Origin of the sequence: Dactylosporangium sp. NPDC050688 (genome assembly GCF_040654515.1) — a bacterium.
GTDB lineage: Bacteria > Actinomycetota > Actinomycetes > Mycobacteriales > Micromonosporaceae > Dactylosporangium.
In genome coordinates, this window is sequence record NZ_JBFAIC010000007.1 from 1 (window position 1) to 26,285 (window position 26,285).

The following is a 26,285-nucleotide window of genomic DNA, read 5'->3' on the forward strand; positions in this document are numbered from 1 at the left end:
CGGTCGCGGTGCGCGGCAGCCTGGCCTCGCGTTCGCTCAGCCCGTCGAGCTTCCAGATCAGGTCGTCGCGAGTCTCCCGCAGGTAGTGGTGCAACACAGCCTTCGGATCACTCAGATCAGCCATGCCCGCCAGTCTTCATCCTCATGCGCCGCCGGGCGAGCACATACCCGCACCTCGCCCCGCCGGCCCGCTCGCGCGCCGACGGCGGGTTTTCGATCCACGCCGCCGATCGCTAGCCTCGCATGCGTGGGAAGCGACACGTACCGCCTGGGGATCGACTTCGGCACCTCGGCTACGGCAGCATCGCTGCTGGGTCCCGACGGGCGGCTGCGGTCGTTGCTGTTCGATGTGTCACCGTTGCTGGCGTCGGCGGTGTTCGTCGGGCCGGACGGGACGGTCCTGACCGGAGCCGATGCCGAGCGCGCCGCGTTGTCGTTCCCCGCCGGCTTCGAGGCCAACCCGAAACGACGCATCGATGACACCACCGTGTGGCTGGGCGAGCGTGAGCTGCGGGTGACCGAGCTGATCGGGGCGGTGTTGCAGCGGGTCGCGACGGAAGCCCGGCGCGTTGCCGGCCGGCCGCCGGCGGACGTCGTGATCACCCACCCGGCCACCTGGGGCCGGGCCAGGAAGAGCGTGCTTGCCGAGGCGGCGCGGCAGGCCGGGCTGGGCGAGGCCGGCCTGGTCCCGGAGCCGGTGGCCGCGGCCGCCTACTTCGCCTCGGTGCTCGACCGGCAGATCACGCCGGGCCGTTGCCTCGTCGTGTACGACCTGGGTGCGGGCACGTTCGACGTCAGCGTCGTGCGGCCGTCGGCGGCCGGGTTCGAGGTGGTCGCCAGCACCGGCCTCGACGACGTGGGCGGGCTGGACCTCGATGCGGCGATCGTCCGGCACGCCCGGTCGGTGACCGGCAGCGCGGGAGCGCAGTGGGGGCGGTTGGACTGGCCGCAGGACCCGGCCGACCAGCAGGCGCGGCAGCTGCTGTGGCGGGCCGCCCGCGCCGCGAAGGAGCAGTTGTCCCGCCACGCCGCGGCCGACCTGACCATTCCGCTGGTCGACACGACGTTGCACCTCACGCGTGAGGAGTTCGAGAAGGCGGCCCTGCCGGTCCTCGAACGGACCGCGGCGCTCACCCTGGCCACCCTGCGTGAGTCCGGCATCCCGCGCGAGGAGATCAGCGGGGTGTTCCTCGTCGGCGGATCGTCCCGCATCCCGCTGGCGGCCACGGTGCTGCACCGCACCCTGGGCATTGCGCCGACCGTCATCGACCAGCCCGAACTCGTCGTCGCCGAAGGCAGCCTGTTCAGCCCCGTCGGTCCCGGCCGGCTGCCGGGCGACGAGGCGGCCACACCGGCACCGGCACCGGCGATCCCGGCCGTGGTGGCGCCCGCGGCGAACACCCACCCTGTCCCGTCCGGCATGGCCGCGATCGCCGCCCCGGCGACCGCCCCCGCTGCCCCGCCGACCACCCCCGCCGCCCCGGCGGTCGCGCCATGGCCGAACGCCGCCGCCCCGCCGCCGGGCACCACGGCGCCGCCGGCCACCACGGCGCCGGCCACCGCCGGCCGGTGGGGCATGGCGCAGCCGCCCGCACCGGGCACCGTTGCGCCGGGCGTGGCGGCCCCGTATGCCGCCACGGTGGGCACCGGCAACGGCGGGCAGCGCAGCGGCGGGGCGGCGACCACGGTGATCGCGGTGATCGCCGCCGTCGCGGTCGTCGTCCTCGGCCTCATCGGCTTCGCCGGCTACCAGACCTACCGGATCTATCAGGACAAGAGCCGCACCTGGCAGGATCGCGCCGCACAGATCGACGGCATCGTCAACTACGGCCAGACGGATCCGGACTCGCTCGATCAGGCGCACAGCTGGGGCCCGATCAACTACAAGTACCAACCGCCCGCCGGCGGACCGCACAACCCCAACTGGCAGCGCTGCCTCGGCGACGTGTACCCCGCGCCGATCGCCAGCGAGCACGCGGTGCACAGCCTCGAGCACGGCGCGGTCTGGATCACGTACCACCCCGACCTGCCGGCCGATCAGGTCGAGGCCCTGGCCACGAAGGTCCGCGGCCGCGACTTCATGCTGATGAGCCCGTTCCCCGGCCTGCGCAAGCCGATCTCGCTGCAGGCATGGGGCTACCAGCTGATGGCCGACCGGGCCGACGATCGACGCATCGACACGTTCATCGCCGCGCTCAGGCAGAACGCCACCCTGGAGCCCGGCACGACCTGCTCCAGCGGCAGCATCATCTCCGAAACCGGCACCACACCCCGCGACCTCGGCAAGAACTGACGTAGGAGGCGTCGGGCGGCGCGGGCGGTGACGCCTTCGATGCTGCGTCCGCCGTGGAGTTCGAGGTCGAGTTGGCCTTTGAGGGTGTCGTTGACGGCCTAGCGGTCCGGGCAGCTTTCAACGACTCGGATGAATCCCGTGAACGACGCCGGTGCCGCGAGCTCCCGTGGGTCCACGCGGTGTTCGACGTGCACGGTGAGGATGATGTTCGCGGTCCGCGGCGACAGGTTGGCCCGGCTGACCGCCGGCAACCGGTAGGCGAACACGTTCCGCGCGGCGTCGAATCGCATCGGCACGGCGCCACGGTAGCGGTCGCTATCGGTGTCGGCGGCGTACTCCAGCCTCACGACCAGGTCCACCGTCCCCGGACCGACCGGCGCCACCTCGACGATGACCTCGGGCCGCTCCGGCGCCGGCGGTGTACACGCGAACGGCCTGACGACCTCAGGCTCGGTCCGCATCATCTGCACGCTCGCCACCGCGCCGACCGCCAGGGTGGGACTGCCGCCGGCGCTGGGGCTCGCACTCGCCGACGCGACAACCACAGGCGCCGGCGCCGTCCGGCTCGAACGCCACGGCGCCGGCGCCGGGGCCGGCCCCCGCCTCGTCGAACCCCCGCACCCGGCAAGCACCAGCAACGCCAGCCCGGCGACGACACCGCCTTTGACCGCCACGGGCAGAGCATACGGTTGCTGGACGCTTCGGCTGTGCCGACGGGATCGGTCGGCGGGTCGGCAGCGGACGCCGGGCGCTTCCTGTTAGATCAGGCGGCATGGCAACGATCGTCGAGATCCACGTTCCACTGGTCCCGGCCGAGAATCTTCCGCCTGAAAGCTACCGTGCGACCGGCACGCGCAACGGTGCATGCCGGTCGCACGGCACCGGAGGCCGTCTCCAACCGGACTCCAACCAGGTCCCAACCAGGTCCCGACGGGCTCCCAACGGTCACGATCATCGTGGGGGCGCACACAACGAAGGGACAATTCATGCGCACCGTTCTTGTCACCGGATCCGCCGACGGCATCGGCCGGCACGCCGCGGCACAGCTCATCGCCGGCGGGCACCGGGTGATCGTGCACGCCCGTAATGAGGACCGCGCCGCGGACGCCAAGGCGGCGCTGCCGGGCGCGGCCGGCGTCGCGGTCGGCGACCTGAGCTCACTGGCCGGGACCACGGCCCTCGCCGGCTCCCTGCGGGCGTACGGCCGCCTCGACGCCGTCGTGCACAACGCCGGCATCGCCCGCCTGGACAGTTCGGAGCGGGAGCTGACCGGCGACGGCCTGGAGTCGATGTTCCAGGTCAACGTGCTCGCGCCGTACCTGCTCACGGCGCTGCTGCCGCAGCCGGGGCGGCTGGTGTTCGTGTCCTCGGCGATGGCCGCCGGCGGCGCCGTGGACCTCGCCGACCTGCAGTTCGACCGGCGCCCGTGGAACGGCTTCACGGCGTACTCGACGACGAAGCTGCTGGACCTGATGCTCGCCGTCGCGATCGCCCGCCGCTGGCCGTCGACGCTGAGCAACGCGCTGGACCCCGGCTGGGTGCGCACCAAGATGGGCGGGGACACCGCGCCGGCCGACCCCGAGGACGCCGCCCGGGCCGAGGTGCGCCTCGCCACCGGCACCGGCCCCGGCGTCCAGGTCACCGGCCGGTACTTCACCGACCGGGACTGGCAGCCGGACGGCACCGTCCTGGACCCGGCGCTGCTGGAGGCGCTGCTGGCGCACTGCGCCGACCTCACCGGGGTTCAGCTGCCCGGGGACGAGCAGGGCGGCCCGGCGGCCTGAGCCAGCCACGCGGTGTGCCGTTCGCCCAGCGCCTGCCGGCGTTCGGCGGGTGTGCGGCGCACCGCGTACTGCCGGACGGTCTGCAGCAGCGCGAACCGCCGCTCGCCGGTCCCGGCCACGACCGTCACCAGCGACTTCTCCACCAGGGCGGTCAGGTCGGCCAGGACGTTGCCGCGCCCCGCGACAGCGCCGGCCGCGGCCAGCCCGAACCCGCCGTCGAACACCGCCAGGGCCTGCAGCAGCCGCTGTTCGGCGCCGGTGAGCCGCTCGTACCAGGCGTCCATCAGCTCGAGCAGTGTGGTGCGGGCACCGGCCAGCACCGCGAACCGGTCGTCGAGGTGCTCCAGGATCTGCGCCGGCGACAGCATCCGGATCTGCGCGGCGGCGAACTCGATCGCCAGCGGCATGCCGTCCAGCGCCGCGCAGATCCGGGCGACCAGCTGCCGCTCGCCGGGCCCGGGCGACCAGCCGCTGAGCACCGCCGCGGCACGCTCGGTGAACAGCTCGACCGCCTCGTCGCCGGACAGCGGCGGCACCTCGAACAGCTGCTCGCCGTCGACGCGCAGCGGCTCCCGGCCGGTGGCCAGGACCCGCACCTGCGGGCAGGCGTTGAGCAGGGCCGAGACGAGCGCGCCGGCGGCGGGGTGCTCGCAGCCGTCCACGACCAGCAGCACCCGCCGCGACCGCAGCGCCGCGACGAGGGCGCCGGTGTCGCCGCGGCCGGGGATCCGCAGCGCCGCGCAGACGCGGGCAGCGAGCGCCGCGGGCTCGGGCAGGCCGGCTACGTCGGCGAACCACGGCCCGTCGGCGTCGGTGCGGGCCGCCGCCACGGCGAGGGCGAGGCGGGTCTTGCCCATCCCGGCGGCACCGGTGAGCGTGACCAGGCGGTGCCGGCGCAGCAGGCCGTCCACCGCCCGTACCTGCGCCTCCCGCCCGACCAGCGCGGACACGGCGTGCGGCAGGTTGCCCGCCGGTGGCCCGCCGGCCATGCGGTCCAGAATCTCGTGGTGCAGCCCGGTGAGCTCCGCGCCGGGTTCGGCGCCGAGCTCGTCCATCAGGCGGTGCCGGGCGTCACGCAGCACCGTGAGGGCGTCGCCCTGCCGGCCGGCCAGGTACAGCGCCCGCGCCAGCAGCGCCCAGGCGCGTTCGCGCAGCGGATACGCGGCGAGGAACGCCCGCAGCTGCGCGGCCGCCGTCTCGTGCGCGCCGAGCTCGATGAGCGCCGCGAGCCGGTGCTCGGTGGCGGCGGTGCGCAGCTCCCGCAGCCGTTGCGCCTCGGCGAGCACGAACACGCGGTCGGCGCAGTCGGCGTAGGCGGGTCCCCGCCACAGCGCGAGCGCCTCGTCGAGGCGGGTGAGGGCGGCGCGGGGGTCGCCGCCGTCGAGCAGGTCCCGGCCCCGGCGCAGGGCCGCGGCGAACCGGTCGGTGTCCAGCGTGCCCGGCTCCAGCCGCAGCGCGTACCCGGTGCCGTCGCGGACGAGCAGCCGCCCGGGCGCTCTGGCCGGCCGGTCCGGTTCGAGGGCCCGGCGCAGCACCGACAGGTAGCCCTGCGCGGTGATCCGGGCGCTCGGCGGCGGGTCGTGCGGCCACAGGCTGTCGACCAGCGCGTCGATGGACACGTACCGGCCGCCGGCGACGACCAGCCGGCACAGCACCGTCCGCGGCGCCGGCCCGCCGACGGCGACGTCGGTGCCGTCCCGCCGCACGAGCGTGGGGCCGAGCACACCGACCGTGAGGCCCGTGCCGGTGCCGCCGACGACACCGCCGGCGGAGCCGCCATGGGCACTGCCCACGGCGCTGCCCATGGCGTTGTTCACGACACCTCACGCGACCGGTCTAGATCTTTCCGTTGGAGCCCTAAAGGTTCCCCAATGATCCATTCGCCTGTCAGCCGCATGTACGACACCAGCCCGAGGCAACCGGACGGGCCGGTGCGTGGTCGGGGTGACGCGACGGCCGAGGAGAGCGTGGACGCTGACTACCAGATCCCCCGCTTGCGCGGGGGCTCCCGACTCGAACGGAAAGAAGGAAGCGCCCACATGGCCTCGGCCGCCGCCGCTTATGCCGGGATCAGCTCCCTGAGCCGGTCCAGCGTGTAGACCTCCGAGCCGTCCGGCAGGCCCTCCGGCGCCTCGAGGCCGATGAACGTGACCGGCTCCTGCGGCAGCCGGCCGTCCCAGGTCGTCACCTCGGCCCGCGACCGCCACAGGTCGACGAGGTAGGCCACGGTGAGGTACCGCCGCTCCATCAAGGCCCGGACCCGGTCGGCGGTGGTGAACGTGTTGTCCTCCACCCGGTTGAAGGACGCCCGGCCGTGCAGGTACAGGTGCAGCCACACGGCCTGCCAGCCCTGCCCGCCGTTGGCGAACACCATCGGCAGCGCGATGCGGCCCGGGCCGCGCAGGTCCGAGCGGGCCCGCACGGTGCGGGCGTCGAACGGCGCGCCGCGCTGGTCCAGGGCGCGGGTCTGGTACCCGAACATCGACTCGGCGACCTCGTCGAACGACTCGCCCGAGTAGATGTGCACCTGCGGCACCACGTAGCGCACGCCGATCGTCAGGGGCACGTCGATGAACTCGGTCGCGCCGTCCGGCGCGTCGGTGATGTCGCCGGAGTGCACGATGCCGTCGTGGTGGTAGTTGGTCCACGACACCTGGCCCGCCGTGTGGTACCCGTCGTCGAGCAGCAGCACCGACAGGTCGAAGTCGGTGCGGCGGCTGGTCTGGCGCCAGTAGGTGAAGAAGCGCAGCAGCTCACCGGTGACCGGCGCCCGCGAACCGCGCGGCAGCACCGCGAAGCCGCCCTCGGCCGCCTTGCCCGACAGGGGCAGCGCGACGTCGAGCACGTCCGGGTCCACCAGCAGCGGCCGCCGCGGCTGCGGCAGCCGGGCGCCGATCTGCGCGTCGAGCAGCGCGGACAGCTCCGCGACGAGGCCAGCCGGCAGCGGCGGCCGCTGGTCCGGGCCGGTCCAGGCGCGGCGCGAGCGGTTCACATACATGCGGGCCGTCGCGGGCGTGAGCCGGTTGCCGACGTGCTCGCGCAGCGAGCAGAGCACCCGCCCCGACGCGGTGCCGAGCGCGCCGGTGACCTGCTCGACCACGGCGGCCTGCTCGGCCGGCGACGCCAGCCGCAGCAGCCGGTCCGCGGAGCGCAGCAGCAGGCCCGGCGCGGCCGACAGCACCCGCGCCGCCGGTGCGATGGCCCCGGCGCTGATCGCCGCCTCGGCACGCCCGGCGAGGTTGCGGACCCGCCGCTCGCCGCGGGCGACCGCGAACACCTCCTGCGCGTGCGGCCACTGGCGGTGCTCGTGCGGGTGCAGCCGCTCCCCCAGGCGCTTCCACCGCTCCGCGTACCGCGCGACGTCACCGAGCTTCTCCGGGCTCGCCGCGACGACCGCGTCCAGCGCGGCCAGCAGGACCCGCCGCTCCGGACGCCGGAACGAGCGGAACCGGGCCGGCGTCGCCAGCGAGGCGTCCCCGCCGGAGACCTGACAGGCCAGGCGCAGCACGTCGGTGGTGGTGTCGACGGCGACCAGCGGCCGGCCCAGGACGAGCCGGACGCCGTTGAGCACGGCGCGGTGCTCCCGCACCGGGACCGTGTCCGGCTGCGCGCCGTCGAGGCAGGCGAGCGCCAGCTCGCTGAGGATGGCGAGGTCCGCCTCGCCGAGCGGGGTCATCCCGCCGGCCAGGGCCAGGTAGAGCCGCTGCGCCTCCACCTCGGCGGTCCCGCCCAGGTGCAGCACCGTCAGCCGGTCGCCGGCGGCGCTGACGAACGCGTCGTGCGCGGCCAGCAGCTCGTCGTAGGTGTGCTGGTACGTGCCGTACCCGGGCAGGTCGAGCAGGTTCACCCCGCCGTGGGTGACCGCGGCGCGCAGCTGTGCCTCGGTCACCGCGGCCGGGGTGCCGCCGCCGGCGAGCACGGCCGCGCGCAGCCGCTCGACCCAGAACTCGACGGTGTCCGGCACGTCGTGCGGGAAGCCGATGAAGTAGGCGTTGTGCTGGACGTGGTCGCCGACCAGCTCGCGCACCGCGGACACGACCGTGGCGGCGAGGTCCATCGCCGGCGCCGGCGCGAGGGCGCCGACGTGCTCCAGCAGCGCCCGCGACGCGGAGAACCCGGCGTCGAGCAGCGCCGCGTCCAGCTGGCGGGCCACCGCCGAGCCGTCACCGGCCGCGCCGGTGCTCGCCGGCACCCGCAGCGTCTTGCGAATGATCAGCTTCTCGAGCACACGGTCCCCCGTCTCCGCAGGCGGCATGGGTGGGTCGCCGGGGACTCGAACCCCGAACCCTTCGATCCAACAAGGAGAAGGAAGCACGTCCATACCCGCGCAGGCGGAGAGCGGACGGGCTCTCAGTCGAATGCTCTGCCACTTGAGCTAGCGACCCAGGCGTCGATCATCGCACCGCCGGGCCCCCGACGGCCATCGATTTCGCCCGCCGCCGGGAGGCGCGCGGCCCGGTGGTGCCAGATACTGCTGGCATGACGAATCCGGATCTTGACCCCGAGGAGTACCCGCCGATCGACCCGCGTGAGCCGATGCCGGACGATCCGGGTGAGCTGCTGCCCGGCACGCTGGACGAGCTGCCGGCGGCCCCGGTCGAGCCGATGCCCGGCGACGGCGGTGACGGCGACGGCGACGGCGGGACGGGCGGCGTCCGCGAGCCCGCGTGACGGCGCCCACGTCGGGTACGGCGGCGCCCGACGTACGCTCGGTCGGGTGAGCAGCGCGACGACCGTGACCCTGGACAACCGTTTCGCCCGGGACCTGGCGGAGATGGCGGTGCCCTGGCAGGCCGAGGAGGTCGCCGAGCCGCGGCTGCTCGCGTTCGACGCGGACCTCGCGGCCGAGCTGGGGCTCGACCCGGCGTGGCTGCGCGGCCCCGACGGGGTGCGGCTGCTGATCGGCGCCGACGTCCCGGCCGGCGCCACCCCGGTCGCCCAGGCCTACGCCGGGCACCAGTTCGGCGGGTTCTCCCCGCGGCTGGGCGACGGCCGGGCGCTGCTGCTCGGCGAGCTCGTCGACACCGCCGGCGAGGTCCGTGACCTGCACCTGAAGGGGTCGGGCCGCACCCCGTTCGCCCGCGGCGGCGACGGGCTGGCCGCGGTCGGGCCGATGCTGCGCGAATACGTCGTCAGCCGGGCCATGCACGCCCTGGGCATCCCCACCACCAGGTCCCTGGCGGTCGTGGCGACCGGCCGGCCGGTGCGCCGGGAGACGTTGCTGCCGGGCGCCGTGCTGGTCCGGGTCGCCGGCAGTCACCTGCGGGTCGGCAGCTTCCAGTACGCCGCGCTCACCGGCGACGCCGGCCTGCTGCGGCGCCTCGCCGACCACGCGATCGCCCGGCACCACCCGGCGGCCGCCGGCGCGCAGCGGCCGTATCTGGCGCTGTTCGAGGCGGTCGTCGCCGCGCAGGCGTCGCTCGTCGCCCGGTGGATGCTCGCCGGCTTCGTGCACGGGGTGATGAACACCGACAACATGACGATCTCCGGCGAGACCATCGACTACGGCCCGTGCGCGTTCATGGACGCCTACCACCCGGCGACGGTGTACAGCTCGATCGACCACGGCGGGCGGTACGCGTACGGCAACCAGCCGCTCGTCGCGGAGTGGAACCTGGCCCGGCTCGCCGAGGCGCTGCTACCGCTCATCGACGAGGACCAGGAGCGCGCCGTCGCGCTCGCCGTGGACTCCCTCGGCGGGTTCCGTCCCCGGTACGAGGCCGTCTGGACGGCCGGTATGCGGGCGAAGCTCGGCCTGCCGGCGGGGCTCGCCGACGTGGACGCCGCGGCCCTGGTCACGGACCTGCTCACGCTGATGGAGACCGGCGTCGCCGACCACACGTCGACCTACCGGGCCCTCGCCGCGGCGGCCCGGGGCGACGCCGGACCCGCCGGCCGGCTGCTGCCCGGCCCGCTCGGCGCCGCCTGGGTCGCGCGCTGGCTGGCGGCCGGGCCCGACGCGGACGCGATGGACCGGGTGAACCCGGTGTACATCCCGCGCAACCACCTGGTCGAGGAGGCCCTGGCCGCCGCGACCGGCGGCGACCTGGACCCGTTCGAGCGGCTCGTCGACGTGGTGAGCGACCCCTTCACGCCACGGCCGGGCCTGGACCGTTACGCCGAGCCCGCCCCGGCGGACTTCGGCGCGTACCAGACCTTCTGCGGCACCTGAAACTTCCACGGTCACGCCCGCTGCGACGGGGGGCATGGCATTGACCCTTATACATGAGAGCGCTCACAATCCGGATCCGCCTCAAGGATCGGAAGGTCGATGACCGCTCCCCCACACCCCGCCCGCCGGCGCCTGTTCGCGCTGTTCACCGTGCCGCTCGTGGCCGCCGGCCTCACCCTGATCGCGCTGCACCCGGCCGGCGCGGCGACCGGCACCACCCTCGCCGCGTACCCGAACCCCGGTGTCGTCACCGGCGACACCAGGGTGCACGACCCGTCGGTGACGAAGACGCCCGCCGGCACCTACCTGCTCGCCGCCACCGGCAACAACCTGCCGCTCAAGACGTCCACGGACCGCACCGCGTGGCGCAACGCCGGGGTCGTCTGGCCCGGCGGCGCGCCCTGGACCACCGCGTACACCGCCGGCGGCGCCGCCCTGTGGGCACCCGACATCTCGTACCGCAACGGCCGCTACTACCTGTACTACTCGGCGTCGACGTTCGGCTCGCAGCGCTCGGCGATCTTCCTGGCGACCAGCCCGACCGGCGCGTCCGGCTCGTGGACGAACCAGGGGCTCGTCATCGACAGCAGCACCGCCGTCGACTACAACGCCATCGACCCGAACCTGGTTGTGGACGCCGCCGGGCAGTGGTGGCTGACCTTCGGGTCGTTCTGGAGCGGGATCAAGCTGATCCGGCTCGACCCGGCCACCGGCCGCCGCTCCACGACCGACCCGGCGGTGCGGTCCCTCGCCTCCCGGCCGTCCGCGAACGGCGCCGTCGAGGCCCCGGTCGTGTACCGGCACGGCGGCGCCTACTACCTGTTCGTGTCGTTCGACGCGTGCTGCCGGGGCGCGGCCAGCACGTACCGGGTCATGGTCGGCCGGTCGGCGAGCATCACCGGCCCGTACACGGACCGCAACGGCACCGCGCTGACCGCCGGCGGCGGCACCCAGGTCCTCGCCGGCCACGGCGCCATCCACGGGCCCGGGCACCAGGCCGTCATCGCCGACACCGACGGCGACGTGCTCGTCTACCACTACTACGCCGACAGCGGCGCGTCGTTCCTGGGCATCAACCGCCTCGGCTGGGACTCCGCCGGCTGGCCGTACGTCTACTGACCGCGGTCCGGGCCGGTCCCGTGCCACTCGGCGCGGTGACCGGCCAGGACGTCGCCGCCGAAATCACTGTCCGGGCGGCGCAGCACGGTGTGGGCGTGGTTGAGGTCGTCGGCGGTGTTGTCGTACTCGATGAGCAGGTCGGGCCCCTGCACCCGGTAGTAGTGCCGGCCGGTCCGCTCGGTCGCGCCCTCCCACGCGAAGCTCAGCGCGTCGCGGTCCACGGCCGGGGCGATGTCGGCGGGCAGCCGCTCCAGGTACACCGCGACGAGGTCGTCGAGCAGGTGCCGGGCCGGGTCGGGCAGCTCGACCGCCGGGACCCCGGGCGGGACCGGCGGCACCGCCGCCCGCGGCCCGCTGCGGATGTCCGGCGGTGCGGCGGGCGCCCGCACCACCCGGTCGCGCAGCCCGGCGGGCACGGCGTCCAGCACGGCCCAGCCGAGGTCCTCCTCGGGGGCGAGGGGACGGGTCACGACACGGCCGCGGTGCCGGGTCGCGAGGGGGTTCGCGCCGAGGAACACCGGGGTCGGGTGCACGGTGTCGCCGTCGAGGGTCATCGTGACCGACAGGTGGTGCCCCTCGAACCGCCACCCCCACCGCCGCCCCGGCTCCGGCGTGCCGAACACGACGACCCAGTAGTCGTTGCTGTGCCGGCCACGGCGGTAGCCCTCCTCGCGGTCCAGCACCTCCTCCAGGGCCAGGATCACGCTGACCTGCGCGAACGCGTGCGGGCGCAGCGCGGTCGCCAGCAGCCGGTGCGCGGTCTTGCGGGCCGCCGGGTCGAGCGCGCCGAGGCTCACCCCGGGCCTCGGGCGCGGCCGGTACTCGATCCAGCGGCGGTGTTCGTCGCCGAACGGCAGCCCGACCGCCGGCGCCGCGCGCAGCAGGGCGGCCGCCTCGGCCCGCATCGCCGCCGCCGTCGTCATGCTGCCGTTTCTACCAGGTCATTCACGCCGCCGCCTCCGCTACGCTCCGGACCGCTCACGCCGCCGCCTCCGCTACGCTCCGGACCGGTCACGCCGTCACCTCCGCTACGCTCCGGACCGGTCACGCCGTCACCTCCGCTACGCTCCGGCGCCGCCGCGAGCCAACACTGCGCCCATGGTTCGCGGCCCCTCCGCTACGCTCCGGGCCGCTCACGCCCCCGCAGGCTGCGCGGGGATCCGCCACGACCGGCGGTGGTGCACGCTGAGCCCGTGTGCGGCGACCCCGTCGACGTGCTCGGCGGCGCCCGCGTAGCCGGCGTTGCGCTCCCAGCCGTACTGCGGGAACTGCCCGGCGAGCGCGGCCATCTGCAGGTCCCGGTGCGACTTGGCGAGCACCGACGCGGCGGCCACGACGGCGCACCTGGCGTCGCCCTTCACCTCGGTGCGCACCGGCGGGATGCTGCGCTCCGGGCAGAACAGCGTCTCCTCCATCGGGTCGCTGAGGTAGTCGTGCGCGCCGTCCAGGATGATCACGTCCGGGTGCGCCGGTAGCGCCGCGAGCGCCCGCCAGCCCGCGGTCCGCAGCGCCGCGGTGACGCCGAGCCGGTCGATCTCCTCGACGGACGCCTCCCCGACAGCCCACTGCCCGACCCACGAGCGCACCACCGGCACCATCCGCTCGCGCTGCGCCTCCGACAGGAACTTCGAGTCGGCGAGGCCCTCCGGCACCGCCGGGCAGCCCTTGGCGAGCACCGCGATGCCGACGGTGATCGGCCCGGCCCACGCGCCGCGGCCGACCTCGTCCATGCCGGCGACCGTCACGTGCCCCCGGTCCCACAGCGACGTCTCCACGTCCAGCGTCGGCGTCACCTTGCGGACGACTCGTGCGGCCAAGGCCCAGCTCCCTCGCGATGATCCCGTTCCCGTGCCGGAACGCGCCCCAGTCAACCAGACGCCGCCGGGGCCCCTCAGCGCAGGAACGAGCGGCGGGTCTCCGCGCCGACGTTGATGGTGCCGACGACGGTGCCGGCCTGGTCGTGGACCTGCAGGGTGCGGTTGCTGCGCATCACCTCGCGGATGCCCGGGGGCAGGGCCGGGGGCTCGTCCTCGGTGAGGCGCATCCGGGTCGCGGTGGCGATGAGGCGGGACACGAGGCCGGCGGCGTCGGCGGTGACCGGGACCCGGGCGAACTCCCAGCCGGACACGGTGAGGTCGAGCAGCTCCAGGGTGTGGATGAGCAGCCAGTTCGGGTCGGTCACCACCATCGCCCGCTTGACGTCGGCCTCGATGGCGCTCAGGGCCGCGGTCAGGTGCACGTACGGGTGGAACGGCGACACCCCGTCCGCCAGCCGGTACTGCAGGTCGGGGCCCAGCTGCCGGTACATGGCGCGGTAGTTGCGCCGGTCCAGGCCGAGCCCGCGGGCGGCGGCCCGGGTGCGGATCTCGGCGTGGGCGTGCTCGGCCGTGTCGTGCACGATCCGGGTCGCGACGGCCACGCCGTCGTCACCGCGCAGCAGGTGGGCCAGCGCGCCGGCCTGCTCGTGGGCCGGGCTCGGGACGTGCCCGCCGAACTGCCGGCGGACGTCGGCGATCAGCGCCGCCTGCCGCGCCGGGTCGACCGTCGGCTGCACGGCCTGCTTCCGCCGGAACCACCGCATGCCCGCTCCTCACCTGCCGCCGACCGCCCATGGTAGCCGCGGCGTATTCACCGGGCCTCGGCGAGCGCCTCCCCGGCCGCCAGCAGCTCGGCGATGCGCTCCGCGGCCTGCGGTTTCGCGAAGTGGTAGCCCTGCCCGTGCGGGTAGCCGAGTTCCCGCAGCCGCCGCGCCTGGGCCTCGGTCTCGATGCCCTCGGCGACCGCGGCGAGCCGCAGCGCCCGGGCCATCTGGATCACCGCCGCGGCGACGGTACGGCCGTCGGGTGCGGTACACGTGCCGGTGAACGCGCGGTCGAGCTTGATCTCGTCGACGGGGCACGACTGCAGGGTGCTGAGACTGGAGTGCCCCGTGCCGAAGTCGTCCAGGGAGATGCGCACCCCGAGCGCGCGCAGCGCGTGCACCGACTGCACGCAGCTCGGGTGCAGGGTCGCCGTCTCGGTGATCTCGACGGTCAGCCGGTGCGGGGCCAGCCCGGTCGCGGCCAGCACCCGCTCGACGTCGGCGGCGAAGTCGGCCTCCTGCAGCTGCCGGGCCGAGACGTTGACGCTCAGCCGCGGGGCGGCGGCGCCGTACGTGTCGTGCCACCGCGCCGCCTGCCGGCAGGTCCGCTCCAGGATCCACCGGCCGAGTGGCACGATGAGCCCGGTCGACTCGGCCACCGGGATGAAGTCGGCCGGCGGGACCGTCCCGCGCACCGGATGCTCCCAGCGCACCAGGGCCTCGACCATCGCCGGCACCCCGCCGGCGCCCAGGTCCGCCCCGCCGAGGGCGACGATCGGCTGGTACACCACGCAGAACTGCTGCTCGTCGATGCCGGTGCGCAGGTCCCGCTCCAGGGTGGCGCGGGCGCGGACCGGCACGTCCAGCGGCGCTGCGTAGTCGACGTGGCGGATGCGGGGGCCGTCGCGGTCGACCTTCGCCGCGTACATGGCGACGTCGGCGCGGCGCAGCAGCTCCTGCGGCGTGGCGGCGACGGCGCCGAGCGCCACGCCGATGCTCGCGGCCAGCCGCAGCCGGTGCCCGCCGATGTCGACCGGCTCGTCGAACGCGGCCGCGATCCGGGCGATGACGGCGTGGGCGGCGGCGTCGTCGGCGTGCTCCAGCAGGATCGCGAACTCGTCGCCGCCGAGCCGGGCCACGATGTCGCCGCGCCGCACCGCCCCGCGCAGCCGGTCCGCGGCGGCCACCAGCAGGGCGTCGCCGACGGCGTGGCCGAGGGTGTCGTTCACGGTCTTGAACTCGTCGAGGTCGATGAGCAGCACCCGCAGCCGCTCCGGCGGGCCGGCGGCGAGCGCCTCGGAGACCCGCTCGCCGAACAGGCTGCGGTTGGCGAGGTCGGTGAGCGCGTCGTGGCTGGCCTGGTGGCTGAGGCGCTGCTGGAAGTCGCGGGCGTCGGTGACGTCCCGGGAGTTGCACACGATGCCGGCCACGCCCGGGTCGTGCAGCAGGTTGGCCATGGTGATCTCGGCCCACCGCGAGCTGCCGTCGACGTGCGCCAGCCGGGCCTGGAACACCACCGGCGTCTCCGGTTCGCGGATGACCCGTTCGTACGCGGCGAGCACCTCGCCGACGTCGTCGACGTACAGCATGTCGGCGGCGGGCCGCCCCGGCCACTGCTCCGCCGGCAGGCCCAGCAGGCGGGTCGCGCCGGGGCTGACGTAGGTGAGGATGCCGTCGGCGTCGGTGACGGTGATCAGGTCGGAGGCGTTCTGCACCAGGGAGCGGAACCGGCGCTCCCGGTCGCCGAGCTCGACCATGCCGGCGTCGAGCCGGGCGACGAGCCGCGCGTTCTCCTGGAAGGTGAGCATCTGCCGGGCGACGACCATCACGGCGAGGATGACCACGCCGACCGCGACGCCGAGGCGCTCCTGCGGGTCGTCGGAGGTCATGACGAACAGCAGCAGCACGTTGCCGGCGGCGACCGCGGCGTACGGCAGCACGCTGAACGCCCGGCGGCGCCGCGGCACGACGGCGGTGTCCCCGGCGGGGCTGTCGCGGCGCTGCCGGCGCGCCGCGAACACGGCGAACAGGCAGCTCAGCGGCACGGCGGCCTGGCTCGGGCTGGGCGCGCCGGCCGGCAGCAGCGCCTCCGGCGCCGAGGCGAGCGCGCCGACGACGATGGCCAGGCCGAACCACCGCAGCGCGGCCCGGTCGACGGTGGACGAGCCGGTGAGCGCGACCTTGACGATGGCGAACAGCGCCAGCAGCGCCACGACGAGGGTGACCAGGCCGGTGAGGAAGGCGGTCCGGTTGCCGCTGTCCTGCTCCAGCGACGGGCGCAGCCAGAACTGCCACAGGAACAGCGCACCGGCGGCGACGACGGTGCCCGCGTCGAGCAGGAACGTGACCCGGCGGGGGCGGCTGTCCAGGCCGAGCGGCAGCCGCAGCAGCGCCCACCCCTCCAGCAGCACCGCCACCAGGTAGACCGCGCCGTCGACGGCGCCGATGCGCCCGGAGGGGTCACCGATCGACTGGACACCGCGGACGACCGAGCCGACCCCGACGAGCAGCGTGCCGGCGCCCATGTACTTCCAGAACCGGGCGGCGGCCCGGTTGACCCGCGCGTCTGTGCCAACGGTCCACAGCGCGGCACCGGCCAGCACCGCGGAGCACAGGTTCGGCACCCAGCCGAGCACGGCGGGGCCGACAGGCCCGCGCAGGTTGATCGCGAACCAGACCCACGCGACCAGGATGATCACGATCTGCGCCGTCACGTCGGCGTGGGAGGGCCCGAACACGGCGTCGCGCAGACGCGCCGCCGGCCGTCCCGTTCCGGTCATCTGCCGCCCGTCCTTCTGCGTGCTCGTCCGGATGGCTCATCGACCGCGACCCGCGGAACCTGAGTGACATCCGCCTGCCGAGGCACCGTACCGCCCCGGACACCGCCGCGCCGATCGTCCGCCGGGACCGGCCGGGCGGCCTGTTCGGTCGTGTCCCGCCCGGCCGAGGCGGGCAGATCAGCCGGGCAGGTCCGGCAGGGGCAGGCCGTGCCCGCCCGGCCGAGGCGGGCAGATCAGCCGGGCAGGTCCGGCAGGTCGGGCAGGGGCAGGCCGAGCGCGGCGGCCAGGTCCGCCGTCCGGCGCGGGGTCACGCACCGCCGGGCGAGGGCGGTCGCGTCCAGGCGGCCGCCGCGGGCCTGGAACAGCACCGGCCCGGCGGGGTGCGCGCGCAGCTCGTCGTGGGTCAGGGACCCGGCGAGGTCCCGCGCCGCGCCGGCCAGCGCCGGCAGCGCCGCGCGCAGCTCACCCGCCCACGCCTCGACCGCGGCGAGCCAGTCGCGGGTCGCGGCGTCCGGCACCGTGGCGAACCGCGCGACGGCGGCGGTGATCTCCGGCCAGGTCAGGTCGCGCCAGGGCCGGGACCCGAGCACCGGCAGCTGCCAGGCCCGCCGGGTGAGCGACCAGTGGTCGGCGTGGGCCGGCACCGCGTGCACGGTGAAGCCGGGCACGCACAGGGCGGTCAGGTTCCAGCCGTGGCAGGCGCCGGTGTCCAGGCCGAAGATCCTGCCGTCGCGGAGCATCGGCTCCCGCCCGGTCACGTGGTGGCCGAACACGACGGGTTTGGCGTCCGTGTAGTGCTCGTGCCAGTACCCGCCGGGCAGCAGCTCGGCGAGCCGGCGTTCGCCGCTGGTCGAGCCGCACAGGATCTCCTCCGGCTGCCGGTCGAGGGGCACGCCGGGCAGCATCGCGGCGTGCACGACCCGCACGTGCTCGTCCTCGAACCAGTACGGCAGGGTCCGCATCCACTCGACCGCGGCCGCGTAGCCGTCGCCCAGCTGCAGCCGGGTGATCTCCTGCGCGTAGGAGAAGACGCCGCGGACGTGTTTGCGCTCGTGGTTGCCCATGAGGGCGACCGAGTTGGGCCGCTGCCGGAAGTATGCGACGACCTCGGCGGGCTTCGGCCCCCGGTCGACGAGGTCACCGACGCTGACGAGCAGGTCGTCGGGGCACAGCCGGACGGCGTCGAGCAGCTCCATCAGCTCGTCGAAGCAGCCGTGGATGTCGCCGACGATGACCGTGCGCCCCATGCCGGCGAGCCTAGGAAAGCCCCGGCCACCCCGGCAAAGGGTTATCGAGGGCGAGGAAAGCGGTGACCCTATTGGCCAAAATCGCCGTGGCGATTCTCAAGAGAAGGAAGGACCTCCATGGCCTCGCCCGTCGATGCTAACACGCGCCCCAGATCCACCGCGGCGTAGTTACTGTCCTGATTGGACGGCCGGAACACGTACGCGGGGCCACCGGCGACGGGTGCGCCGGCGTCGTCGTAGCGGACCGGCATCCCCGCCGGGTCCGCCGGGGCGTGCCGGAACAGGTCGTGCACGCTCGGCAGGCTGTCCAGGTACTCCACGTACGCCGGCAGCATCTGCGCCAGTTGTTCGCCGTTGCGGGACGCGGACTGCACCCGGGCGCGCAGGTTCGCGTCCAGGTAGACCAGCTCGCGGCGGTCCAGGTCCAGGTAGGCGACGAACTTCGCCAGGCTGGACCCGCGGACCGGGAACGACAGCTGGGTGCGGCCCGGCTCGAACAGCTTGCCCTCCTGCGGCTGCTCGCCCCACTGCAGCGCGGCGTGCACGTCGGTGGCGTCGGCGAACGTGCGGCGGGAGTAGCACAGCAGGCTCCACACCGCGTACCGGACGCCGGCCTGGGCGAGCTCGTCGAGGTACAGGTCGATGAGCTGGCAGGCGCGGCCGTCGAGGTCCTTGGAGTTCGTCGGGTCGCCGGAGAACACCGCCGCGGTGCCGAACCGCGCGTGGTCCCAGCAACACGCGCCGAGCGGCTGCCAGGCCGCGTCGAAGAAGTTCCAGCTGTTGTCGTACCAGATGTTGGTGCCGGTCGCGCCCGTCGCCCAGTACGAGGCGGTGCGCACGAACCGGACCCGGTCCGGGATGTCGAAGACGGTGCCGCGGCCGTAGGGGGCCAGCTCGGCGTCGTTGGTCGGCAGCTTCACCTTCGCCGTCGCCGGGTCCAGGGCGACCGGGACGCCGGCGAGGCGCCGGGTCAGCTCGGCGCCGATGAGCGCGAGGACCGCGTCGCGCGGCTCTTCCGGCAGCCGCAGCCGCTCGCCGGCCTCGACGAACTGCGCCTTCCACCAGTTGCCGCGGGGCGGGAACACCCGCCACTGCCGGGCGTCGGCGGTCCGCAGGTGCCGCTGCAGCTTCAGCAGCCGCAGGGTGCTGAGCCGGGCCACGACCGGGCCGGCGTCCGGTGCCTCGCCGAACGTGCGGACGAGGTGGTGCAGGCGGCGGGCGTACTCACCGGGCCGGCCGGCCAGCAGCCGCGCCGCGGCCGGGTCCCGCTCGGCGAGCAGCCGCTCGACGTCGGCGGCGAACCCGCCGGCGGTGGCGCCGGTGTACAGCAGGTGGTATGCCTCCACGACCCGCGGGAACGTCGCGCGGTAGTCGCCGGGGTGCAGGGCGAAGAGCAGCCGCTTGAACGGCTCCCGCCGCCGGGCGACGTCGTCGAGCAGGTGCGTGGCGCCCTCCAGCAGGCCCAGCAGGTACCGCCGCTCGGCGCGGGTGAAGCGCCGCAGCCGCTGCGGGCCGCGCAGGCCGGGGTCGCCGCCGGACAGCGCCACCGCCAGGCGCAGCACGTCGGTCGCGGTGCCGACCCGCGCCGCGCCGCCGGTCTCCAGCAGCCGCACCGCGAGCCGGATCCGGTTGTCCACAAAGGACACCTCGGCGAGGTCGGCCGGGGCGTGCATGAGCGCGGTGACGTCGTCCCACTGGGCGTCGGTCCAGCGCGCCGGCAACGCGAGGAGCCCGGCGAGGATGCGCGCCGGCGCGGTGTCGTCGGCGGGGTGCAGGACCCGCGGCGCCGGCAGGTCGGCCAGCGGCGCCCGGCCGGCCTCCTCCTCGGTGACCAGGTCGTTGGGCAGGCCCCAGTACATGAGGATCTGCCGGGTCCAGTACCCGACCTCGTCCATGGCGAGGACCTCGGCCGGGAAGTTCCGGTAGACGACGAAGTCCGCCATGCGCTTGTCGTCGCCGGTCAGCGCGGCGAGCACCGGCTCAGCCCCGGCCCACCATTCGCGCAGCGCCTCCTCGCCGGCCGCGCCGAGCGTCGCGTACGCCCTGGCGGACAGCGCGAAGCCGTAGTAGGCGATGTTCGCCGCCACGGTGGCCAGCGACGCCGCCGACGCGGCGGGCGTGCCGGCGGCCGGCAGGGCGATGAGGTCTCGGGCGATCAGGACTCGCTGCACACCGTGCAGGGTCCCGCACCCCGGATGCGACGGTCAAAGCCGTTTCGGCCGGAGGAGCCGGTCAGTTGACGAACAGCGTGTGCCCGCGCCGCGCGCCCAACCCTGCCGGGCGACGTGACTGATCGCGTCGTTGTTCGTGGTCGGCGCCGGCTGCCCGGGCGTGTACGGGTACACCGGCGACGGGTCGTCGATGTCGACCCACTCGACGGGGAACACCGACCCCGGCCGCAGCGACGCCCCGAGGGCCCTCGGCGGCCAGGATGCTCGCGGCGACGGCGAACCCGTAGCTGGTCGCCGGGACCAGCGCGACCCCCTCGGCGTCGGTGCCGAGCAGGGCGCCGAGCAGCGAGCGCAGCCGCTCCACGTCGGTGAACCAGTCCGGCTCCCGGATCGTCCACGGCCTGGCCCGCCGGCGCAGCGCGGTTTCGCCGGCCTCGCGCACGGCGTGCAGCATCGGCGAGAGGCTGGCGGCGTTGAAGTAGGCGACGTCGTCGGGAACGTCGAACAGGTCCCGCCGGGCGCCCAGTACCTCGGCCACCACGCGACACTATCCCAGCGCGGCGCGATCCGCGGGGGCGCAATCCTTCAGTCGCCGCGCCGGCTGCCGATGGGTTCACGTGTCCCGTCTGCGTGCGGTGGCAGACGTCTGCGTTCGCCTGTTGGACGCGCCGCCCGACGACGGCCACCTGCTGGAGCGCCTGGTGTCCGCGATCGGCGCGGAGCTCGCCGGGTGCTGCGTCGCGGGGGCCCTCGCCGGGCCCGCGGGCGCCGTCCCGGTGGTGCGGACCGTCCCCGGCGGCGCCGACCCGGCGCTGGCCGGTGGGCTGCGCGACGCGGTCGTCGCCGCGCTCCACGGCGGCCGTGAGGGCACCGGCCGGCCGCCGGACGGCTTTTTCGTCGTGCCGGTCCTGGTCCGTGGTGCCGTTGTCGGCGCCATCGGCGTCCGGGGGCCCGGCGGCGGGCCGGTCCCGCTCGCCGACGCCGCGTTCGCAGAGGCGGCCACGGTCGTCGCGGGCGGGGTGATCGAGCGCAGCCACGCGTTCGCCGCGACCCTGGAGCTGCTGGAGGACGCCCGCCGGCAGGGCGACCTGCTCGACGCGATCTCCGACGCGATCGTGTCCTGCGACGCCGACGGCGTGATCGTGAGCTGGAACGCCGGTGCCGAGCGCCTGTACGGGTACTCCTCCGGCGACGCGGTCGGCTGCGACCTGCTGGCCCTGCTCGCCACCGCCTGCGTCGCCGGCGGCGTGGAGACCAGCGCCGCGCAGATGCTGCACGACGTCACCGCGACCGGTCGCTGGGAGGGCGAGCTGCGGGAGCGGCGCTCCGACGCGGCGCCGCTGACGGTGCTGTCGTCGGTCTCGGCGCTGCACGCCGCCGACGACGGCACGCCCGCCGGGTACGTGTTCGTCAACCGCGACGTCACCGAGCAGCGCCGGCAGGAGCACGAGGCGGCGCACGACGTGCTGACCGGCCTGCCGAACCGGCGCCGCCTGGTCGGGCGCATCCGCGACGCCGGCGAGCGGGTCCGCCGCGGCGGCGGCCCGATGGCGGTGCTGTTCCTGGACCTCGACGGGTTCAAGCCGGTCAACGACCGGCACGGCCACGCCGTCGGCGACGAGCTGCTGATCCGCATCGCCGGCCGGCTCGGCGGCACCGTGCGCAGCACCGACTTCGTGGCCCGGCTCGGCGGCGACGAGTTCGTGGTCGTGCTGGAGCAGTTCGGCGGGGTCGAGCGGCTCACGCCGGTGCTGCAGCGGATCCTGGACGCGGTCGAGGAGCCGATGGAGCTGTCCACGGCGACGGTGACGGTGTCCACCAGCATCGGCGTGGCGCTGGCCGGTGACACCGGCACCCCCGCCGAGTTGGTCGTCGACCCGGAGTACCTGGTCAAGACCGCGGACGAGGCGATGTACCGGGCGAAGCACCGGCCCGGTCACGTCGCGTTCGCCGACCCGGAGCTCGACCGCCGCTGGTCCGCCGGCACCACCGGCTGAACGACCGGCTGAGCGACCGGCGGCGGCCGGACCGGGCCCCGCGGTCAGCGCGGGATGCGTGCCCCGGTGTCCGCCCAGCGGTTGCCGGTCAAGACATCGACGATTCTAACTCCCGCCCGGCCGCCGCCGGTCGAGCCGCGGTGACCACGACCGTGGTGTAGTGGGCGGCGAAGCCGCCGCCGAGGTCGTCGATCGCGGCACCGATGCCGTCGAGGACCTCGGCCAGGGCCGGCGGCGGCAGCTGGGTGTGGCCGCCGAAGGTGGGCACCTGGTCCAGCCACGCGTCGCGGGTGTAGGTGACGTCCCACTCGAACCGCCACCGCTCGGGCTCGTCGAACGCCGCCGACGCCCGGATGCCGTCGGCGGCCTTGTCGCACAACACCGAGTACGGCCCGCCGGCGGGCGCGGCGGCGGTGAAGCCCGCGGCGGCGAGCGACTCGGGCAGGACCCGGCGGTAGACGGCGGCGAACGCCTCGGCCGCCTCGGGCTGGGGCTGGAACGCGTTCCAGAACACCGCGAGCCGGCCGCCGGGGCGCAGCACGCGGGCCGCGGCGGCGGCGCCCGCGTCGGGGTCGACCCAGTGCCATGCCTGGCCGGCCACGACGGTGTCGAAGCGCCGGTCGCCCGGGTCCCAGTCCTCGAACGTCGACACCTCGACCTCGAGACCGCCGCGGCGGGCGAACCCGGCCATGCGGGCGTCGGGCTCGACGCCGAGGACCGTGCACCCGGCCGCCACGAACTGCCGGGCGGCGATGCCGGTGCCCGCGCCGACGTCGAGCACGTCGCGGCCGGGGCTGGCGGCGACGATCCGCTCGACCGTCGCCGCCGGGTAGCTGGGCCTGGTCCGGTCGTACCGCTCGGCGTCCACGCCGAAGGACTCCGCCACCTGCCGGAACTGGTGCGGCTCTATAGTGGGCATGTGCCCACGCTAGTGGGCATGCGCCCACTCGTCAACGGACGAGGGTCGCCCAGGGAAGGGACGGGACGCAGTGCCGACAGGAGTCGCCATCCGCGACGTCCGCGAGCAGCTGTTCGGCGCCGCGGAGCGGGTCCTGCTCCGCGCCGGGCCCAACGCGCTGACCAGCCGGGCCGTCACCGCCGAGGCCGGCTGCGCCAAGGGCGTGCTGCACAAGCACTTCACCGACTTCGACGCCTTCCTCGCCGAGTTCGTCCTGGACCGCATCGCCCGGCTCGACGAGGGCACTGCCGCCCTGCGCGACGCGGCCGGCACCGGCACCGTCGCGGACAACCTGATGGAGGCGCTGACCGCCCTGTTCGCCTCGACCGCCCTGGCGCTGGTCGGCCTCATCGCCGCCCGTGACGAGCTGCGCGCCCGCCTGCGCCGCGACCTGCCGGCCGGCGTGCCCGTGCTCACCGAGGCCGCCGAGCTGATCGCCGCGTACCTGGCCGCCGAACGGGACCTGGGCCGCGTCGCGCCCGGCGCCGATGTCGACACCCTCGCCGCGATGCTCATCGGCACGACCCACCTGCGCCACGCCGGCCACGGCGACACCCCGCCGGCACCGGACACCGTGCGGCGCATCGTCACCGCCGTCCTCGCCACCGCCGCCCCACCGGCGGGATGACGGCCCTGCGCCGGTGAACGTTTCACCGCCGGTCGCCGGGCTGAGCAGCGGCGACCCGGCGGGCCGGCGGCGGCGCGGTGCGGGGCCGGGCGGGGCCGCCTACCGTCGGGCGGACCCTGCGGAAGGACCCCCGATGCGACGCTGGAAGCCCGTGCTCGCCGCCACCGGCACCCTCATCGCCGCCACGCTCGTGTTCGCCGAACCGGCACGGGCGGCGGCGCCGTACGAAGACCCCGCCCTGCCCGTGTCGACGCGGGTCGAGGACCTGCTCGGCAGGATGAGTCTCGACGACAAGATCGGGCAGATGACGCAGGCGGAGCGCGCGTCGATCAGTGCGGCGGAGGTCACCCAGTACCGCATCGGCAGCATCCTCAGCGGTGGCGGGTCGGCACCCTCGCCCAACACGGCGACCGGGTGGGCCGACATGGTCGACGGGTTCCAGCGCGGTGCGCTCGCCACGCCGTTGCACATCCCGATGGTGTACGGCTCGGACGCCGTACACGGGCACAACAACCTCTACGGCGCGACGATCTTCCCGCACAACATCGGGCTCGGCGCCACCCGCGACCCGGCGCTGGTGCAGCAGATCGGCCGGGCCACCGCGGAGGAGGTCGCGGGCAGCGGCGTCGACTGGACGTTCTCGCCCTGCCTGTGCGTGGCCCGCAACGACCGCTGGGGCCGCACGTACGAGTCGTTCGGCGAGCGCCCCGAGCTGCCCGTGTCGATGGCGAGCATCATCGACGGGTACCAGGGCGGCACCGGCACCTCCCGGATCATCGCCACGGCCAAGCACTACGTCGGCGACGGCGGCACCACCGGCGGCGTCGACCAGGGCGACACGCAGATCTCCGAGGCGGAGCTGCGCGCGGTGCACCTGCCACCGTTCCAGGAGGCGATCCGGCGCGACGTCGGCTCGGTGATGGTGTCGTACTCGTCGTGGAACGGCCAGAAGCTGCACGGCAGCGAGTACCTCATCACCACCGTGCTCAAGGGTGAGCTCGGCTTCAAGGGCTTCGTAGTGTCCGACTGGAACGGCATCGACCAGATCGAGGGCGGCGCCGGGTTCACCGCGTCGGAGGTGCGCCGGGCCGTCAACGCCGGCATCGACATGGTGATGGTGCCGACGGAGTGGAAGTCGTTCATCGCCACGCTCAAGGCCGAGGTGCAGGCGGGCCGCGTACCGATGAGCCGCATCGACGACGCCAACCGGCGCATCCTGACGAAGAAGTTCGAGTACGGCCTGTTCGAGCACCCCCTGGCCGACCGTAGCCTGGCCGCCACCGTCGGCAGCGCCGCGCACCGCACGCTGGCCCGGCAGGCGGTTCGCGAGTCGCAGGTGCTGCTGAAGAACACCGGTGTGCTGCCCCTGGCCAAGACCGGCGGCAAGCTGTTCGTGGCCGGCCGCCACGCCGACGACATCGGCCGGCAGTCCGGCGGCTGGACGATCAGCTGGCAGGGCGGCACCGGCCCGATCACCCCCGGCACCACGATCCTGCAGGGCATCCGGGCCGCCGCGCCCGGCCGGGCCGTCACGTACAACGCCGGCGGCGCCGGCATCGACGCCTCGTACGCCGCGGCGATCGCGGTCATCGGCGAGAACCCGTACGCCGAGGGCCAGGGCGACCGGCCCGGCTCCCTCGGGCTGGACGCCACCGACCTGCAGACGCTCGCGACGCTGCGCGCCTCCGGCGTCCCCGTCGTGGCCGTGCTCGTCTCCGGCCGCCCGCTCGACATCACCGCGCAGCTGCCGGACCTCTCGGCGCTGGTGGCCGCGTGGCTGCCCGGCACCGAGGGCGCCGGCGTCGCCGACGTGCTGTTCGGCGACCACGCACCGACCGGCAAGCTGCCCGTCACCTGGCCCCGCAGCGCCGATCAGGAGCCGATCAACGACGGTGAAGGGCTCTTCCCGTTCGGGTACGGCCTCACGTACACCACGAACCCCGGCACCCCGGGCGCGCCGACCGGCCTGACCGCCTCGGCCGTGACCGCCACGTCGGCGACGCTGTCCTGGACCGCGGCCACCGGCGGCACCGCGCCGCTGAGCTACCGCGTCGCCCGGGCCGGCACCGTCCTGGCGACGGTCACCGGCACCACGTACGCGCTGACCGGCCTCACCCCCGGCACGACGACGACCTACACGGTGACCGCGGTCGACGCCACCGGCGCCGCGGGCCCGGCGTCGGCGCCGGTGAGCGTGACGACCCCCGGCGGCAACGACACGGTCACCTGCCAGGTCACGTACGGCGTCAACGACTGGGGCGGCGGCGGCTTCGGCGGCAGCATCACGATCCGCAACACGCATCCGGCGGCCGCGGTGAACGGCTGGACCCTCGCGTTCACGTTCCCCGGCACCCAGCGCGTCACCCAGGGCTGGTCCGCCGTCTGGTCCCAGACCGGCGCCTCGGTCACCGCCCGCAACGAGTCGTGGAACGCGGCGATCCCGCCGAACGGCATTGTCTCGATCGGCTTCAACGGCACGTACACCGGCAGCAACCCGCGCCCGACCGCCTTCACGCTCAACGGCGGGCCGTGCACTGTGCTGTGACCGGCGCCGG

General features: G+C 74.8%; 19 protein-coding genes, 1 tRNA gene and 1 pseudogene. 8 read left to right on the forward strand and 13 right to left on the reverse strand.

Annotated features, from left to right (window positions below):
• Positions 1 to 247: 247 nt before the first annotated feature.
• Positions 248 to 2,293: a DUF3105 domain-containing protein gene (locus tag AB0H83_RS09030; RefSeq protein WP_360089350.1), complete on the forward strand. Its 2,046-nt coding sequence runs from the start codon at positions 248 to 250 to the stop codon at positions 2,291 to 2,293.
• Between the two features lie 2 nt (positions 2,294 to 2,295).
• Here AB0H83_RS09030 and AB0H83_RS09035 read toward each other — a convergent pair.
• Positions 2,296 to 2,388, reverse strand: a pseudogene (locus tag AB0H83_RS09035) (IS982 family transposase); the annotation flags it as partial.
• Between the two features lie 3 nt (positions 2,389 to 2,391).
• Positions 2,392 to 2,763: a hypothetical protein gene (locus AB0H83_RS09040; RefSeq protein WP_360089353.1), complete on the reverse strand. Its 372-nt coding sequence runs from the start codon at positions 2,761 to 2,763 to the stop codon at positions 2,392 to 2,394.
• Positions 2,764 to 3,279: 516 nt separating this feature from the next.
• On the opposite strand from AB0H83_RS09040, the gene AB0H83_RS09045 reads away from it, so the two are divergent.
• Positions 3,280 to 4,077, forward strand: a complete 798-nt coding sequence (locus tag AB0H83_RS09045) for an SDR family NAD(P)-dependent oxidoreductase (protein ID WP_360089356.1) — start codon at positions 3,280 to 3,282, stop codon at positions 4,075 to 4,077.
• On the opposite strand, the gene AB0H83_RS09050 is transcribed toward AB0H83_RS09045, so the two are convergent.
• The 3 genes from AB0H83_RS09050 to AB0H83_RS09060 form a co-directional block, all read right to left on the reverse strand.
• A complete protein-coding gene (locus AB0H83_RS09050; RefSeq protein ID WP_360089360.1) occupies positions 4,038 to 5,894 on the reverse strand; it encodes a BTAD domain-containing putative transcriptional regulator in 1,857 nt (618 codons plus the stop codon). The genes AB0H83_RS09045 and AB0H83_RS09050 overlap by 40 nt on opposite strands.
• 242 nt (positions 5,895 to 6,136) lie before the next feature.
• Positions 6,137 to 8,305: a hypothetical protein gene (locus AB0H83_RS09055; RefSeq protein ID WP_360089363.1), complete on the reverse strand. Its 2,169-nt coding sequence runs from the start codon at positions 8,303 to 8,305 to the stop codon at positions 6,137 to 6,139.
• A 30-nt stretch (positions 8,306 to 8,335) separates the two neighbouring features.
• Positions 8,336 to 8,462: transfer RNA gene (locus tag AB0H83_RS09060), tRNA-OTHER, on the reverse strand.
• 94 nt (positions 8,463 to 8,556) lie between these two features.
• On the opposite strand from AB0H83_RS09060, the gene AB0H83_RS09065 reads away from it, so the two are divergent.
• From AB0H83_RS09065 to AB0H83_RS09075, 3 genes are all read left to right on the forward strand, one after another.
• Positions 8,557 to 8,748: a hypothetical protein gene (locus AB0H83_RS09065; RefSeq protein ID WP_360089366.1), complete on the forward strand. Its 192-nt coding sequence runs from the start codon at positions 8,557 to 8,559 to the stop codon at positions 8,746 to 8,748.
• 46 nt (positions 8,749 to 8,794) lie between these two features.
• Positions 8,795 to 10,249, forward strand: a complete 1,455-nt coding sequence (locus tag AB0H83_RS09070; protein WP_360089369.1) for a protein adenylyltransferase SelO — start codon at positions 8,795 to 8,797, stop codon at positions 10,247 to 10,249.
• 99 nt (positions 10,250 to 10,348) lie between these two features.
• Positions 10,349 to 11,368: an arabinan endo-1,5-alpha-L-arabinosidase gene (locus AB0H83_RS09075; RefSeq protein WP_360089372.1), complete on the forward strand. Its 1,020-nt coding sequence runs from the start codon at positions 10,349 to 10,351 to the stop codon at positions 11,366 to 11,368.
• On the opposite strand, the gene AB0H83_RS09080 is transcribed toward AB0H83_RS09075, so the two are convergent.
• The 7 genes from AB0H83_RS09080 to AB0H83_RS09110 form a co-directional block, all read right to left on the reverse strand.
• The gene (locus AB0H83_RS09080; RefSeq protein ID WP_360089969.1) at positions 11,362 to 12,273 is read right to left on the reverse strand and encodes a DUF3500 domain-containing protein; all 912 of its coding nucleotides are present in this window, start codon (positions 12,271 to 12,273) and stop codon (positions 11,362 to 11,364) included. The genes AB0H83_RS09075 and AB0H83_RS09080 overlap by 7 nt on opposite strands.
• A gap of 228 nt (positions 12,274 to 12,501) precedes the next feature.
• A complete protein-coding gene (locus tag AB0H83_RS09085) occupies positions 12,502 to 13,185 on the reverse strand; it encodes a ribonuclease HII (RefSeq protein ID WP_360089375.1) in 684 nt (227 codons plus the stop codon).
• A 74-nt stretch (positions 13,186 to 13,259) separates the two neighbouring features.
• On the reverse strand, positions 13,260 to 13,949 hold the full coding sequence (locus tag AB0H83_RS09090) for a hypothetical protein (protein WP_360089378.1): 690 nt from the start codon (positions 13,947 to 13,949) through the stop codon (positions 13,260 to 13,262).
• Positions 13,950 to 13,996: 47 nt separating this feature from the next.
• Positions 13,997 to 16,729 carry an EAL domain-containing protein gene (locus AB0H83_RS09095; protein WP_360089381.1) on the reverse strand — a complete coding sequence of 911 codons (2,733 nt, stop codon included), beginning with the start codon at positions 16,727 to 16,729 and terminating at the stop codon, positions 13,997 to 13,999.
• A gap of 233 nt (positions 16,730 to 16,962) precedes the next feature.
• A complete protein-coding gene (locus AB0H83_RS09100) occupies positions 16,963 to 17,976 on the reverse strand; it encodes a metallophosphoesterase family protein (protein ID WP_360089384.1) in 1,014 nt (337 codons plus the stop codon).
• Positions 17,977 to 18,044: 68 nt separating this feature from the next.
• Complete coding sequence (locus AB0H83_RS09105) at positions 18,045 to 20,147, reverse strand: hypothetical protein (protein ID WP_360089387.1); 2,103 nt, start codon at positions 20,145 to 20,147, stop codon at positions 18,045 to 18,047.
• Positions 20,148 to 20,208: 61 nt separating this feature from the next.
• Complete coding sequence (locus AB0H83_RS09110; protein ID WP_360089390.1) at positions 20,209 to 20,685, reverse strand: hypothetical protein; 477 nt, start codon at positions 20,683 to 20,685, stop codon at positions 20,209 to 20,211.
• A 121-nt stretch (positions 20,686 to 20,806) separates the two neighbouring features.
• Here AB0H83_RS09110 and AB0H83_RS09115 point away from each other — a divergent pair, with 121 nt between their 5' ends.
• Entirely contained in the window at positions 20,807 to 22,144 is a 1,338-nt protein-coding gene (locus tag AB0H83_RS09115) for a sensor domain-containing diguanylate cyclase (protein WP_360089393.1), read from the forward strand.
• 88 nt (positions 22,145 to 22,232) lie between these two features.
• Here AB0H83_RS09115 and AB0H83_RS09120 read toward each other — a convergent pair whose 3' ends face one another.
• Positions 22,233 to 23,063 (reverse strand): class I SAM-dependent methyltransferase, encoded by an 831-nt coding sequence (locus AB0H83_RS09120; protein WP_360089396.1) that lies wholly within the window; start codon positions 23,061 to 23,063, stop codon positions 22,233 to 22,235.
• Between the two features lie 70 nt (positions 23,064 to 23,133).
• Between AB0H83_RS09120 and AB0H83_RS09125 the strand changes: the two genes are divergently transcribed.
• Together AB0H83_RS09125 and AB0H83_RS09130 are read left to right on the forward strand one after the other, a co-directional pair.
• Entirely contained in the window at positions 23,134 to 23,730 is a 597-nt protein-coding gene (locus tag AB0H83_RS09125) for a TetR/AcrR family transcriptional regulator (protein WP_360089399.1), read from the forward strand.
• Between the two features lie 133 nt (positions 23,731 to 23,863).
• Positions 23,864 to 26,275: a glycoside hydrolase family 3 N-terminal domain-containing protein gene (locus AB0H83_RS09130; RefSeq protein WP_360089402.1), complete on the forward strand. Its 2,412-nt coding sequence runs from the start codon at positions 23,864 to 23,866 to the stop codon at positions 26,273 to 26,275.
• Positions 26,276 to 26,285 lie beyond the last annotated feature (10 nt).

Bases quoted from the DNA above. Each gene is read 5' to 3' on its own strand.
- AB0H83_RS09095 (WP_360089381.1), bottom strand. From the start codon at position 16,729: ATGACCGGAACGGGACGGCCGGCGGCGCGTCTGCGCGACGCCGTGTTC.
- AB0H83_RS09045 (WP_360089356.1), top strand. From the start codon at position 3,280: ATGCGCACCGTTCTTGTCACCGGATCCGCCGACGGCATCGGCCGGCAC.
- AB0H83_RS09120 (WP_360089396.1), bottom strand. From the start codon at position 23,063: ATGCCCACTATAGAGCCGCACCAGTTCCGGCAGGTGGCGGAGTCCTTC.
- AB0H83_RS09100 (WP_360089384.1), bottom strand. From the start codon at position 17,976: ATGGGGCGCACGGTCATCGTCGGCGACATCCACGGCTGCTTCGACGAG.
- AB0H83_RS09080 (WP_360089969.1), bottom strand. From the start codon at position 12,273: ATGCGGGCCGAGGCGGCCGCCCTGCTGCGCGCGGCGCCGGCGGTCGGG.
- AB0H83_RS09075 (WP_360089372.1), top strand. From the start codon at position 10,349: ATGACCGCTCCCCCACACCCCGCCCGCCGGCGCCTGTTCGCGCTGTTC.
- AB0H83_RS09065 (WP_360089366.1), top strand. From the start codon at position 8,557: ATGACGAATCCGGATCTTGACCCCGAGGAGTACCCGCCGATCGACCCG.
- AB0H83_RS09130 (WP_360089402.1), top strand. From the start codon at position 23,864: ATGCGACGCTGGAAGCCCGTGCTCGCCGCCACCGGCACCCTCATCGCC.
- AB0H83_RS09090 (WP_360089378.1), bottom strand. From the start codon at position 13,949: ATGCGGTGGTTCCGGCGGAAGCAGGCCGTGCAGCCGACGGTCGACCCG.